Source organism: Acinetobacter sp. YH12235 (genome assembly GCF_013417705.1).
GTDB lineage: Bacteria > Pseudomonadota > Gammaproteobacteria > Pseudomonadales > Moraxellaceae > Acinetobacter.
In genome coordinates, this window is the sequence record NZ_VPDL01000007.1 from 15,760 (window position 1) to 27,698 (window position 11,939).

Sequence of the window (11,939 nt, forward strand, 5' to 3'; positions counted from 1 at the left end):
ACATTAATTTTCAATCTTATCTAAAGCCTAGGGAGAGTGGATTTGTAAAGTTATGTTTTACTATTTTAAGTCTTTTTAAAATTGACCCTATATAGCCAAGTGGAACTTCCACTTATCAAAAAACCGCCCTAAAGGCGGTTCTTAGCTTACTAACTTACTGACATACAAGATAAATAAAAGTAGAAATAATTATTACGGCTAGGATGGAGACAAATATTTCTATTTTAGTCATAGCAGTTTTATTCTCAACGTGAACTGAATATCTTTTATAGCCCTATTGAGCGCTAATTAAACTAACAAAATATTACAAAACATGAGGTATTAAAAAACCATTCCGGAGAGTGGTTATCTACTTGTACTTTTATCAGTGGCGCAGAAGGTCATCAACAATAAAAACTTTCTTATCAATACTACTTACAACTTCTTCAAGAAGCTTTTCATCATTTGATTCATATTTTATAAGTGTCTCGTCACCTGCACTTTTCACACTTACGTGTACAACGGGTATCTGGTCAATGTTGTCGAAATTTAGTTTATTCATTCTTCTCACCAATGCTTATAATTCTGCCTAAATTATAACATTGATAAAAAGTACAGGCACAAAAAAAGACGCATAGCGCCGTGGAGTTCTTTGTGCCTGCATGAGGTTATTACGCTGCCGGAATCGTCACAACATGGCCATATAAGCCTAATGCCGGATCTGCTTGCTTCGTTACATCAGATAAAGCCTGACCAGAGATTTCATACTGACCAAGTTCTTCATGAATCAGTGGGAAAGTGGTTTCTGGCGACTTCTTGGTACGCCATAAACGTACAGCCATGTGTTTACCATTTGCGGTATTGATGCCCTTGAAGAAAAGCTCATACTCTTTTTCAAAGTCGGATGCCAGAGTGGTATTAGTCACTGCACCAGTGGTGTAGGTGGCTAAGATCGGCATGGTCAGATCTGATACATCATGGAAAACCACAGTACCAAATACAGCATCCAGTGTGTAATTCTCTGGATCAACAGTCTTAGCTGTGCCAGTGGTTGAATCCTTGAATGAAACCGTTTTCAGGTTATAACCATCCAGTTTGATTTCTTTACCGGCCACCACAGTACCCAGTGATACATCTGTCGCTGTAGTGGTCGCTACGGCGTGATTCATACCAGACAGGATGTATTGAAGGTTTTCTGGATCAGTTTCTTCCAGCGTTCCCGTGAAATTCACTGACGTTGCGTTGATCATGGTGAAGTCAGTAGTACGCTGACCAGAGGTTGATTCTTTATGCTCAACAACATCAGCACCAATTTCTAACTCAAAGTCTGGCACGTTGCCCAAATGGCGCATTGCACTAGCAACACCATTCACAAGTTCTGACAGGTAAAACTTACCTTGCAGCGAAATATATTCTTTAGCCATTACTTTTCATCCCCTGTAGTTTTTTTGGCTGGAGCAGCTTTAGGTTCAGGTAGTTCCTGAATGACACCATCTGCCAGTAATTTTTTGATTTGTGCATCACTCAGCCCACCGACCACATCGCCTTTTTGAAAGCGGCCTACAGGCTGCAATGCTTTGTATTGTTTTGCCATGACTGGCTCCTAAATGAATTTTTGCGATTCAAAAATAATCGTGATGTATGCAAAGCCTGGACTGTAGCCATCTCGAACCGAGATCATTTCTAGTGACGTTCGTGATGCCTGAGGCTGCCAGCCGGAAAGTAATTGAATGACCTTCTCGGTTAACAACCCAGCTTCATCACTCACCGCTCGGCCATCAGTCATCTGAGATTGAGCATTACGACATGCCACCGTGACCGCCCATTGCTGACCGATCTGATTGATACTTCCACGACCTGCACTGGCTTTCTTGTCAATACGGACAAAATTGACATGCGCAGATGGCGTGACTTGTGACATCTCGGTGACCATAACTGAATTCAACGGCGTATAGATCTTTAGAAGTTCTGGAATTTCCTTCAGCTTGTTTGCGATCTCATCACGTACCGCGAAGAAGGTGCTCATCGATAAAACTCCCGACAATGTCTAAAACCATGACTTCATCTTCAGCATCAATACCAAGCTGAGTCCGAGGTGGAATAATGGATTGCTTAACCTTTCGATACTGGCCACCAACTGCGAATGTAATGTATTGGCCATTCTTGGGTAGGATTGTTGCGCCGTAATGCAGATGGGGTGCATACGCAACATCTGTACCCACCTCCACACCATTTGAAAGAACATTGTGTGTGTAGGAATTCATCAGGCGGCCAGTATCTCGAAGCGTTTCACCACCCTGCATACGTGCACGCCATGAAATCTTCCACGGGTTCCCATCTACATCAGTACCTGTTAAGAAACGATGCTGCACACTATCCACAAGTCCAGCACCAATCTCATCAAACAGCTGGTTCTTTAATGATTCAAAGTTACCTAATTGATTAAGTATTGCTTCAATCGGTGAACTATCAGCTTGAATGGTTATCGCAAAAGCCATAAGCACCTCACTTCATACTGGGCATCATGTCTAAAATGGCATCACCAAATACACCACCGGTGTAACTTGTGCCGATGGGTGCTGTTGATGGTTTATTTACTGGCTTTTCATCAGTCACTTGGTTTTCAGTATTAAGGATATTTAGAATAGCTTTACCGTCAGCTACCCGCTTTAGAAAATCAATCTCTGCTTTATAGCGATTCTCAATTTCTTCCGTGGGTCGCTGAAAGTAAAGACGATAGCGTGCAATGTTGCACGCTACTCGTTTTAATGTGCTTGGTATACTTGGTAACGGTAGCTCATATCTAACCGCGACATAACTATCGATTTCCTCTGCAGCATCCTGTAATGCATTTTCAACCGCGTCATTAGTTGATTGCATTGCTTCTAAATTTTCCATCTCATGTATACCAAACCGAGCCACCAAATCCTCTCGTGTTGCATACATAAATCACCTACTTGGCATCGTCAGCAGGTTTTTCACCGGCTTTAGGTTTTGCGGCAGGTTTCACCTTTTCAAGTTCAGCCACTTTTGCCTTTAGCTCAGCAACTTCTTGATCAGCCTTGGCCTTGTCCGCAACTGCTGCCTGATTGGCTTCAGTTAAGGTTTTATTTGCTGCGGTTAGTTCAGCATTGGCTTTTTCAAGTTCAGCTAAACGTGCAGCGGAACCATCCGCCTTAGGTTCTTCCGGCTCTTGATATTCTTCAATAGCCCCAGATGCTAAAAGGGCCTGAAGTTGTTTAGCTTCAAGCCCTTTGATTTCATCACCTGGCATAAAATGCCCGATGGATTGTTTTGCTGTGTACTTCGGCATGTCTTGCTCCTTATAGAGTGATAAAGCCAGTACCACCAACGACACCGTTCTTATTAGACGGCACAACCAGTGGAGCAGATTCGGTCATCAGCATGATGCCGCTTGGATCTTCACAGTACCATTGACGGTCAAAGTACTGCTGAGCAACGCCGTTGGCCAACATATTTTTGATCTTACAGTGAGCAACTGAACCATTGGTATCGGAGATCAATGAGAAGTAATCCTTAGGAATAAAGCGCTTCACCTGACCCTTGTTACGGTAAGTTGCGTCATATACCCAGAATTCGATTCCATCAAAGGTTCCTTTGAAGGTTGCTGATTCTTTTACACCAAAGCTTGGATTCACTGGAACAGAAATACCCGCATATGGCGTGATGAATTCTTTTTTGAATTCTTCATTATTCCAGAGAGCCGCCCAAACCAAGCCAGACATAACAGACAGCTTAGCTTCACCACCATCAGCAGCCAATTGACGTTCAAGCATGGTGCGAATATCCGTTACTGGCTTGGCACCCGCTTCATTCCATTTGACCAACGGCGTATATGTCAAAGACGCATCACGACGGTAATCCACCAGGTTGAGCTCATAATCATCTGAGTGAAGCGTGTATTTACCATTTTTCAGTAAATCGATAGCCATCATCATGACTGAGTTATCAATCGCATCATGGTTGCGCTTCATCACTGAGATTTGAGCAATGATCATTTGCTCTTGCTCAGATAGTCGCTGGTTACCAGTTGAGATGATACCTGCAGTACGTAAGCGCTCAAGCAAGGCAATTTCAAAAGTTTCTGCCGGAGTGACTTGGTTCTTTGGCTTGTAGTAAGCCGGTTTAACGTGGCGTACTTCACCAGATTGAGTAGTATCAAATGGCTTACCAGGCTGTTGCGGTGATACCAGTGGTGCCAGATCATGTTCAGCTGATACTTCAGCCAAAGGTACATCATCACGGGTGAATAACGGGCGATTTGGGAAAAGCCTGTCTAAAAGCCAGGTATCCATCGGACGGTAATTCGAGTGAATCAGTGCGAGTTCACCCACATCAAGAAGTTCGAGCGGAGTGCCCTCAAGATTAAAAGACTGTGGCATGTTGTTTACACCTTAGAAAGTTCGATTTTGTTTTTAGTTGCCTGTGCACGCGCTGCATCATATTCTTCAGCAGCAAGCAAAGTCCCATTAAGCGATACAGCTTCAATACTGAAAACCCCGCCGTAGTAGACCGGAATTTCGATTCCATCAGCGGCCTTGATTGTGGCTTCTGCAGCCGTAACGTCTTGGCCACAAATCACATCCCATGTTTTTTCATCAGTAGCGTGTGTGAGTACATTTGCATCTGAAAGTGTAAGTAAGTCGCCTTTTTTATAGGCTGTAGCGGTAGTTACTTTGGCATTGGCACGTCGTAACTTTTCATTGTCTAGGACCAGCTTTTTAGACTGAACCGTAATGTTTGGAATAACCTGGCTCATGAATTATTTCCCCTTGTTTTGTTCTGCGAATGCTTGTGCACCAGAAGTGAATTTGTGAGTGTCGGTATTATTCGACTGGCCACCCTGCCCCGGATTGGCTTGATGAGTGAACAAGTGAGCAAATGCCGGATTCACACTTGGTGTTTGTTGTGTTTGTGGTGTAGCTGGTGGCTGCTGGCTACCTGCAGAAAATTGGCGAAGTTGCTTAGCTGAGAATGCAAATGCACCATCATCAAGCTTTTTCATTTCTTCAATATCTTCAGCGCTGAATTCTTTGCCCAGGTCTTTACCTAATGCAGTGATTTCAGCTTCACGTTTTGCTGCTGCGAATTGTTTGTTTTGTTCAGTCAGAGTATTCACCTGACCTTCCAATTCGGTAATTTTGGCCTGAGCCTTTTCTAATTCGGTCACGTTTGTGTCCTCTGGTTGATTAAATTGTTTTGGAGAGTGACTTGCCGCCACTGCGTTTGTATTGTCATCCGCACCCAAAGCACAGAAAGACACCTCACGAATACGACCACCACGGAAAACCGTGATAGGCCCTTGATGCACTTTTCCATTTACAGTGACTGATGCACCTGCTTGAATTTCTTCGACCGCAGAGGGTTCAATTCGCACTGACATCTGCCACGGAAAGCCATCGTCAGAGTCCTGAGCAACCTGAGTACCAAATTCATTACTCATTAGATCGCCTGAAACTGTTAGGCCGTTCTGGTGATCAATGCTGTGGCTATTGATGGCTCCAGCACGTTGCCGGGTTGAGTGATCCAGTAACGCAGGAATTCGACCTTTAATTTGCATAGAATCAAGATCAAAGATGATTCGATCCCAATACCAATGATCGGTAATAACTTCACCACTGTATGCAACACCGGAGAAAGTCCGCTTCTTCTTGCCTTCTTCAGCTTGATCGACATTTAAGTTTCCAACTTGGAAGCAATACTGATTCGGCTTATGTTCCTCTTCTTTTGGCATTTTTCATGCTCCATAAAAAAACCGCCCTGAAGGCGGTCATATTCATTTTAAAAACTAATTCAACAAAGGCTTGAGTGTATAAACCACCCGCCCTTCAACTGTTTCAATCGAAACCACTTCAAATGATAATCCCATCGGAATCAGTACACCGTTACCAGCATTCAGCATATCCAGATCAATACCTAATCCTTTGGCATTCTCAATCTTAATTGCGATATCTGAAGCTGTATCAGCCATCAGCAACGGCGCATTCAATTGGATTGTCTGCCCTACCTGATACGCAGCTACCTGCTGAAGTGTCGCAGCACCCACCACAGTTGAAGCCGTATTGCTTGCCACAGTCTGAATAGCTGCCATATCGGTACTAAGCCAGCGTTTAAGCACATCATCAGCCAGAGAGCTTGTAGCAGAGTTTAAGTAACTGGTCAGTGCTGAATCATTCCCCTGTACATAATCAAGGAAAGTCCGAATCGCACTTGGTCGAATGCTGGGATCAAGTGGAATAACCGTATTAGCCACCGTATCGAACAGGTCCCGAGTTTTATCATCCATTGGAGCAAATAGTCTTGTGAGTTTTTTACTCGCCGTCCATTCAGCCTTGATTACCTCTTTCTGCTCGAGAAGATATTCTTTATCCAGACTTGAAGTGCTGATCTTTTTATCTACCAGCAATTCAAGTTCACCAAACTGCAATGGATGAGAACTCCAATCTAAGGCTTCAGCTATCTCAGGCAACTGATCATCTGGCGTAATGCCGTATTTCAATGCCTGCTTCTCAGTCAGAGCAACTACAGTACAGCGACAACGAAAACCCAACGGCGGGTAATGTGTCAGCCAGAATGGATGATCAATCGGCAATACAATCCGATTCAAGGCCAAATGACTTGGACGCACTCGACTATCATTGATCGCCGAGTACATCAGGTAAGGTCGTTTAACCTTATTCCGTTGCTGTTGCTGCCAACGGCCATGACCATAAGCACTTTGAATATTGGTACGAAATACATTATCCAGGTAGTGCCTTGGCAGAATGATTTCAGATTCTTCAATTAGCTTCTGAAAATCCTTAAAGGTACCACCGTCGGCAATGGATTTATTCACTGCCTTGATGACGGTTTCAACCTGCTCAAGACTCGATAGAAAGCTAACCGTGGTTGCCATCTGTCGGGTCTTAAGGTCCATTGAATAAAACTCATCAGGCAGCACGATCTTTTTACTGTGGGCGTACTGAAGTGCCTCAAGAAACGTGACTGGTTGCATAGCTTACTTCCCGTTTTGAGCCGTCACATATCCCAACACATCTGCAGCATATAAAGCCTGATCCAGATTAGCTGTGAACTGTGTCTGAGTTGCATCAGGTATTAATTGCATCAGGTTATAAGCCAGACTTTCTGGACTATCAGACTTGAATATCAATTCCTTGACTTGGTCCGGCTTAAGTAGCTGCAATTCATCTTGGCCATCTGTGAGCTCTTCAACTTCCTGCTGTTCAGGTGAAAGCTTGTTTGCTGTTGCCTTGAAGTTGAATGCCTGGCGAGGTAGTGCAGTGAATTGATTGAAGCCAGTTTGAGGCTGTTCAATCACATCACCATCTTCCAGACCATATTCACGCTTAAAGTATTGTGGCGTTAAGACTGCACCGGCATTCTTTAACTTCACATCACGATCCGCTTTAGGTTCTTCCAGTGACTTCTCTTCACCAATGATGACCCGGTGTCGTTCCCAGCCATTGATATCGCATAGCGCATTAATAATGGCTTGGATCGTCGGCATGATCATTCGCACATCGGCCTTGTACTTTGAGTTTTGAACCTCAAGATGAACATCACCTAAGGCACGAGATCCAGAACCATCGGTACCAGATGTGAGAGTCTGACCCAGAATTACCTTTTGAATACGGCGCTCAAGGTTCTTGTCAAAAGTTTCGAATGTCTGTGATGCGTTGCCATTGGTATTGGCTGTCTGGATCTCTACCGAATCTGTACCGCTTAAAGCAATTACCGAACTGGCATGTGCTCTAAGTAGTGCATCACGCATATCTGTCGTCTTGCCGGCAGTTTTACCAACCAGCATTGGTAAGCCAAACTTTTCAACGAACTTGGCCCAGAACTTAAAGCCAGACGTTTTGAAGAACCAGACCCAGTACAGTCGACTTAAAAGAGCCTCACCTAATGGATTCTCATAAGTAGATTTACAACGTGTCAAAAAGTGTTTGAAGCGCTGATCAACCTCCTGATCCTGCCGAGTTGTATTGTAGTTAGCCAGCAGCATCAGACGACCATCATTCTTAGGCTCATACCATTGCATTGGCTTTTCACCAATCCACTTAAAACCAATAAACGGCGTAATGGTATTGCCATCAATATGTAGGCTCGGTTCCTCAGGCTTGGTATAGATTGCCTCTAATACAGAATATCCGTACCAGCGAGCATTCTGCGCACCCAAGAGAATCTCAGACCACCACTCACGTAAATGCTCCATAATGATTTTAGATTCCGGTCGGTCCATCGGCTCTACACGCCATGATGCGCTCTCAAGTTTATCCTGGCGTTTTTCAATAGCCTGATAAATCTCATCGTCATACATCATGACTTTCAATCGTGGACGTGTGACCCCGGCTTTTCGAAGTACTTCATCGCCGTCTGGCATCTTGGTCAGATAACTGATTAAAGCCTGTTCAGCTTCATGAGAATACAGTGCACCAGCTTCAGGTTTTGCATTCTCAGGTTTTTTCCTTTTCTTAGACATAACTCAACCTTATGCAGCCGGAGGGCTGTAATTAATCGCAATTACTGCATCTTCAATCGCATCAATTAGCGTATCTACTTGGTCGTCATGATCATGGGTAAATGCCGCATTGAATGCTTCACATTCTTCAAAGAATTCACCGATCCAATGAGCATCTTTAGGTACCATCACAAAACGATCTTCCGGTTTATCCTTATAGTTTGCTTCGAGATGGACCTGCACATCCATGAAACGGGATAGCTTGTCTGTATTACGCTGGACTGGAATCACAGCGACACCGGAGTAAGTGCCGAGTGTTTGGATTAATTGGGTACCAGATGCCTTATCTTCTACTTTCATGTAGCGGATAGGTTTGGTATGCCAGGTGTACTCTTTGTGCTTATCCAGAAATGCTTTAGCCTGGCGGTTAAGTTCTGGTGCTTCCCATTTACCGCGCAAGAGATCTAGCAAGTACAGCTTGCCGTCAATCCCCATGCCTACAAGTAGGAATACGGAATAGTCATTGTGCTCTTTGGTCTTTTGAGCGGTATCGACAAGGACAGCACGCCACTGAAGTTCTGGAATATCTTTATAGAATCCAAACCATTCAGATTTAATCAGGTCACCGCCTAATTTCTTAGGCTGCTGCATGTACTGACTGGAGAATGTATAACGGGATACTGTGGCACCTTCTTTATCCTTACCACCCTTTTCAAGCTGTAATAAGGATTGAAGTGATTCCTTCTTTGGCCAGTAACTTTGGCGACCCTGCTCATCACGCTCTGCATCTCGCGGTACCAGTTTTTGAATATGCTCTGGCAGTGTTTCAATGTACTTATCATCAATCAAAGCCGGAATGGATATCTGAGTCCACTCACCAGGTAAATTGCCTGTCATGACGAAATTGGTTGGATCCTCAGTATGCAGGCGCTGCATGATCATGATGATGGGTGTATCAGACTTGGCCTTACGTGAGTTCACCGTATTAAGTAACTTGCGATTGGCGGCATCTCGTTTGATCTTACTGAAAGCATCTTCTGGCTTTAATGGGTCATCGATAATGATACAACCTGTAAAGCCATCATCAGCCAGTGTTCCTGCGCGCCGTCCTGTTACCTGTCCACCCATGGAGGCCACATAGACATGACCTACATCGTAGTCCTCAACTGTAATTTTCCATTCCTTTTTGGAGTCAGTACTATTGGAAACCGTTAAATCCCACATCATCTGATAGTCTTTGGACTTCACAATGTCACGCGCCGTATCTGATACACCCTCAACTAGTGATTGAGAAAAGGATAAATACAAAAACCGTGATCGAGCATTTAGAGCCAAACCTCGCGGGATTAAATTAGTTGTCAGTTCAGTTTTACCCGCGCCTGGTGGAACGTTGATGACCACGTTCGCAATCTCACCAGCTATCACCTGATCAATAATCCATGAGATATAAACATGGTGCCAATTCACCGTAAATTTAAAGCCCATACGGGGCTTAAAGAATCGCCGGGTGAAATATAAATGCTCATCCTCACACAGCTTCTTTTCAACCTGTGTTTGCAGATCCATTTAATATTCCTCTTGGGCCTTCTTCACCGCAGCTTCAACCTGTTCTTGAGTAGCATGGACAACTGTAGTCTGTAATGCTTCACCGTCCTTACCCGTAATTTCTTGTCTGTTAGTGAATTGACCACCTACATCTTTAGCAGCCTGTTCAAGAATCTTGAGTGCTAATTTTGCATTCTTGGTTTTTTCAAGTTGCTTCTGATATTGCTTAAGCCGGTAATACTTACTGGCAATTGGAATATCTATCAAACCTTCATCAAATTTCTTACGAGTCTGGTTGAATAGATCTGCAAGTTTTTTCCCGAGATTGCGACCCGCGTATTTAGTCGGATCATAGTTTTCACACTGACGACGATCGATTTCGATGTTGAACTCTTGCTTGACCAACTCCGCAACTTCTTGAGGGGTATCACGGCATGCAAGAGCTTGAACAATAAATATTTTTACAGGCTCTTTAAGTGCTGCCATAAATCCCCCTTTTGTCATGCTACGTCATGCAAAGTAGGCAAAAAAATTTAACCGATGACACAGTTCCCACAACACGCAGCAATACTTGTTTCAGATACAAACGGCGCATTCTTGGCAATTTCAACGAGACGTTTCACTGAATCATCAGCTCCCCATCGTTTAGTCTCACCAAAGAACACTTCCACGTCATGGCCAGCCAAGTAATGCTTAGGCAGCCCAGTTACATCGCTATAAATGATTTCGCCATCTTCATCACGCTCTACACCGATGTGATAAAGCTCATGCTCAATCAACCGGCAGAAGTCTCGATCTGTAGCTTGTTCACAATAAGTAGCGTCAACGGTAATCAGATATTGAGGTACGAAACTAAACCAGTCTCGCATCTGTTGTTCTTGGCGTGCTTTCTTCCAGCCACCCACGTTAAACATAACCTTTTCACACTGGCCTAATACCATACGTTTTTTCGCTAGAGCGGCAGATGAAGCCCAGGCGAATGCAAGGAACTCATCATTGTCGTGAAGTAGTTCAGCAATATGATCATGATCTGGGTTATGCAATTCTCCACCTAAAGTGAGCCAATTCTTCACAACCCATTCTTTAAGCTCTGGTGCAGGTGCCAAGCGAATAGCTTCCTCTGCCTCGGCCTGATCAATCAGATCCGTCGGTGGGAATGGTCTGAACTGTTCCATGTGATGCCTTTAAATTTCTAAGCCACTGTATAGCCCTGTTGGATGATGAGATATCTGATACTTCGAAGCGTGTATACCGATATCCCATTTCTTCAGCATGGTCATAGCGATCTATGCTCCAAGCTTTAGTCGCCAACTTACCTTTACGTCCACCAGACCATGGACCACCAGCAATTTCAATCAAAGTAAGGTAGCCAACCAGGTGTAAATCAAAGCGCCAGTTTTTAGTGGTTTTAAAATGGAAATACTCTTCATATTTGATTTCCATTCGATCAAGAATTTCTTTCAGTCGATCGAATGCTTCTAAGTATTTCTCACCAGCTTTAGGTAGTGGTCTGTTACGAGGTTTATTTTTTACTGGGTCTTTATCGGTTAATTTTTTATAGTGTTTAGGATCCATACAAAGCGAACCGCAGATTCTTAATACGTTCTTTCAGCTTAATCATGATGCCGTCAATTGCATGTAGTTCACTGAGCGTTAATCCTGATCTACTGAGGTTCTGATACTTAGACAGCTCAGCACTGCAAAATTCTAAGTCTTGTTTAGCTTGTACCTTGTCTGTCATGGATATCACCAATAAGAAAAGAAAACCCCGCTAATACAGCAGGGTCTTTGCGCCAACATGGCTAATTATTAATTTGTGAAATCGTTCTTGTATTTGCCACATTTCCTACATTCAACCTGAACGAAAATATCAGACTGGTAATCGTAGTGATGAAAGCAGAATAGGCGTTTTAGGAATTGGAGCATGTGGATC

16 protein-coding genes are annotated in these 11,939 nt (G+C 43.7%); all 16 read right to left on the reverse strand.

The features are described from left to right. Nucleotides 1–364: 364 nt before the first annotated feature. On the reverse strand, nucleotides 365–541 hold the full coding sequence (locus FTV13_RS05145; RefSeq protein WP_180011234.1) for a hypothetical protein: 177 nt from the start codon (nucleotides 539–541) through the stop codon (nucleotides 365–367). A gap of 109 nt (nucleotides 542–650) precedes the next feature. Beyond that, nucleotides 651–1,403 (reverse strand): hypothetical protein, encoded by a 753-nt coding sequence (locus FTV13_RS05150; RefSeq protein ID WP_180011236.1) that lies wholly within the window; start codon nucleotides 1,401–1,403, stop codon nucleotides 651–653. Continuing rightward, the gene (locus tag FTV13_RS05155; RefSeq protein WP_162835337.1) at nucleotides 1,403–1,573 is read right to left on the reverse strand and encodes a hypothetical protein; all 171 of its coding nucleotides are present in this window, start codon (nucleotides 1,571–1,573) and stop codon (nucleotides 1,403–1,405) included. Before FTV13_RS05155 ends, FTV13_RS05150 begins: the two co-directional genes overlap by 1 nt. A 9-nt stretch (nucleotides 1,574–1,582) precedes the next feature. After that, nucleotides 1,583–2,005 carry a hypothetical protein gene (locus FTV13_RS05160; protein WP_180011238.1) on the reverse strand — a complete coding sequence of 141 codons (423 nt, stop codon included), beginning with the start codon at nucleotides 2,003–2,005 and terminating at the stop codon, nucleotides 1,583–1,585. Next, nucleotides 1,980–2,477 carry a phage virion morphogenesis protein gene (locus FTV13_RS05165; protein WP_180011240.1) on the reverse strand — a complete coding sequence of 166 codons (498 nt, stop codon included), beginning with the start codon at nucleotides 2,475–2,477 and terminating at the stop codon, nucleotides 1,980–1,982. The genes FTV13_RS05160 and FTV13_RS05165 overlap by 26 nt, the downstream gene beginning before the upstream one ends. Before the next feature lie 7 nt (nucleotides 2,478–2,484). Next, the gene (locus tag FTV13_RS05170; RefSeq protein WP_180011242.1) at nucleotides 2,485–2,925 is read right to left on the reverse strand and encodes a gp436 family protein; all 441 of its coding nucleotides are present in this window, start codon (nucleotides 2,923–2,925) and stop codon (nucleotides 2,485–2,487) included. A 7-nt stretch (nucleotides 2,926–2,932) separates the two neighbouring features. Beyond that, nucleotides 2,933–3,292 (reverse strand): hypothetical protein, encoded by a 360-nt coding sequence (locus tag FTV13_RS05175; RefSeq protein ID WP_180011243.1) that lies wholly within the window; start codon nucleotides 3,290–3,292, stop codon nucleotides 2,933–2,935. 10 nt (nucleotides 3,293–3,302) lie between these two features. Continuing rightward, nucleotides 3,303–4,382, reverse strand: coding sequence for a major capsid protein (locus tag FTV13_RS05180; protein ID WP_180011245.1), 1,080 nt, complete (start codon nucleotides 4,380–4,382; stop codon nucleotides 3,303–3,305). Nucleotides 4,383–4,387: 5 nt separating this feature from the next. Then, complete coding sequence (locus FTV13_RS05185; RefSeq protein WP_180011247.1) at nucleotides 4,388–4,759, reverse strand: hypothetical protein; 372 nt, start codon at nucleotides 4,757–4,759, stop codon at nucleotides 4,388–4,390. Between the two features lie 3 nt (nucleotides 4,760–4,762). Beyond that, complete coding sequence (locus FTV13_RS05190; protein WP_180011249.1) at nucleotides 4,763–5,734, reverse strand: hypothetical protein; 972 nt, start codon at nucleotides 5,732–5,734, stop codon at nucleotides 4,763–4,765. A gap of 54 nt (nucleotides 5,735–5,788) precedes the next feature. Then, nucleotides 5,789–6,994 (reverse strand): phage minor head protein, encoded by a 1,206-nt coding sequence (locus tag FTV13_RS05195; RefSeq protein ID WP_180011251.1) that lies wholly within the window; start codon nucleotides 6,992–6,994, stop codon nucleotides 5,789–5,791. Between the two features lie 3 nt (nucleotides 6,995–6,997). Beyond that, a complete protein-coding gene (locus FTV13_RS05200; protein WP_180011253.1) occupies nucleotides 6,998–8,482 on the reverse strand; it encodes a DUF935 family protein in 1,485 nt (494 codons plus the stop codon). Nucleotides 8,483–8,491: 9 nt separating this feature from the next. Then, the gene (gene terL, locus FTV13_RS05205) at nucleotides 8,492–10,027 is read right to left on the reverse strand and encodes a phage terminase large subunit (protein WP_180011255.1); all 1,536 of its coding nucleotides are present in this window, start codon (nucleotides 10,025–10,027) and stop codon (nucleotides 8,492–8,494) included. Then, nucleotides 10,028–10,492 (reverse strand): DUF2280 domain-containing protein, encoded by a 465-nt coding sequence (locus tag FTV13_RS05210; protein WP_005236588.1) that lies wholly within the window; start codon nucleotides 10,490–10,492, stop codon nucleotides 10,028–10,030. 47 nt (nucleotides 10,493–10,539) lie between these two features. Further along, the gene (locus tag FTV13_RS05215) at nucleotides 10,540–11,181 is read right to left on the reverse strand and encodes a putative metallopeptidase (RefSeq protein ID WP_180011257.1); all 642 of its coding nucleotides are present in this window, start codon (nucleotides 11,179–11,181) and stop codon (nucleotides 10,540–10,542) included. Continuing rightward, on the reverse strand, nucleotides 11,141–11,581 hold the full coding sequence (locus tag FTV13_RS05220; protein ID WP_180011259.1) for a hypothetical protein: 441 nt from the start codon (nucleotides 11,579–11,581) through the stop codon (nucleotides 11,141–11,143). Before FTV13_RS05220 ends, FTV13_RS05215 begins: the two co-directional genes overlap by 41 nt. Nucleotides 11,582–11,939 lie beyond the last annotated feature (358 nt).

What these genes read in the sequence shown, in the direction of transcription:
- FTV13_RS05150 (WP_180011236.1), bottom strand. Translation starts at nt 1,403, where the DNA reads ATGGCTAAAGAATATATTTCGCTGCAAGGTAAGTTTTACCTGTCAGAA.
- FTV13_RS05160 (WP_180011238.1), bottom strand. Translation starts at nt 2,005, where the DNA reads ATGAGCACCTTCTTCGCGGTACGTGATGAGATCGCAAACAAGCTGAAG.
- FTV13_RS05185 (WP_180011247.1), bottom strand. Translation starts at nt 4,759, where the DNA reads ATGAGCCAGGTTATTCCAAACATTACGGTTCAGTCTAAAAAGCTGGTC.
- FTV13_RS05220 (WP_180011259.1), bottom strand. Translation starts at nt 11,581, where the DNA reads ATGGATCCTAAACACTATAAAAAATTAACCGATAAAGACCCAGTAAAA.
- FTV13_RS05195 (WP_180011251.1), bottom strand. Translation starts at nt 6,994, where the DNA reads ATGCAACCAGTCACGTTTCTTGAGGCACTTCAGTACGCCCACAGTAAA.
- FTV13_RS05165 (WP_180011240.1), bottom strand. Translation starts at nt 2,477, where the DNA reads ATGGCTTTTGCGATAACCATTCAAGCTGATAGTTCACCGATTGAAGCA.
- FTV13_RS05170 (WP_180011242.1), bottom strand. Translation starts at nt 2,925, where the DNA reads ATGTATGCAACACGAGAGGATTTGGTGGCTCGGTTTGGTATACATGAG.
- FTV13_RS05200 (WP_180011253.1), bottom strand. Translation starts at nt 8,482, where the DNA reads ATGTCTAAGAAAAGGAAAAAACCTGAGAATGCAAAACCTGAAGCTGGT.
- FTV13_RS05215 (WP_180011257.1), bottom strand. Translation starts at nt 11,181, where the DNA reads ATGGAACAGTTCAGACCATTCCCACCGACGGATCTGATTGATCAGGCC.
- FTV13_RS05155 (WP_162835337.1), bottom strand. Translation starts at nt 1,573, where the DNA reads ATGGCAAAACAATACAAAGCATTGCAGCCTGTAGGCCGCTTTCAAAAA.
- FTV13_RS05175 (WP_180011243.1), bottom strand. Translation starts at nt 3,292, where the DNA reads ATGCCGAAGTACACAGCAAAACAATCCATCGGGCATTTTATGCCAGGT.
- FTV13_RS05145 (WP_180011234.1), bottom strand. Translation starts at nt 541, where the DNA reads ATGAATAAACTAAATTTCGACAACATTGACCAGATACCCGTTGTACAC.
- FTV13_RS05210 (WP_005236588.1), bottom strand. Translation starts at nt 10,492, where the DNA reads ATGGCAGCACTTAAAGAGCCTGTAAAAATATTTATTGTTCAAGCTCTT.
- FTV13_RS05190 (WP_180011249.1), bottom strand. Translation starts at nt 5,734, where the DNA reads ATGCCAAAAGAAGAGGAACATAAGCCGAATCAGTATTGCTTCCAAGTT.
- FTV13_RS05180 (WP_180011245.1), bottom strand. Translation starts at nt 4,382, where the DNA reads ATGCCACAGTCTTTTAATCTTGAGGGCACTCCGCTCGAACTTCTTGAT.
- terL (WP_180011255.1), bottom strand. Translation starts at nt 10,027, where the DNA reads ATGGATCTGCAAACACAGGTTGAAAAGAAGCTGTGTGAGGATGAGCAT.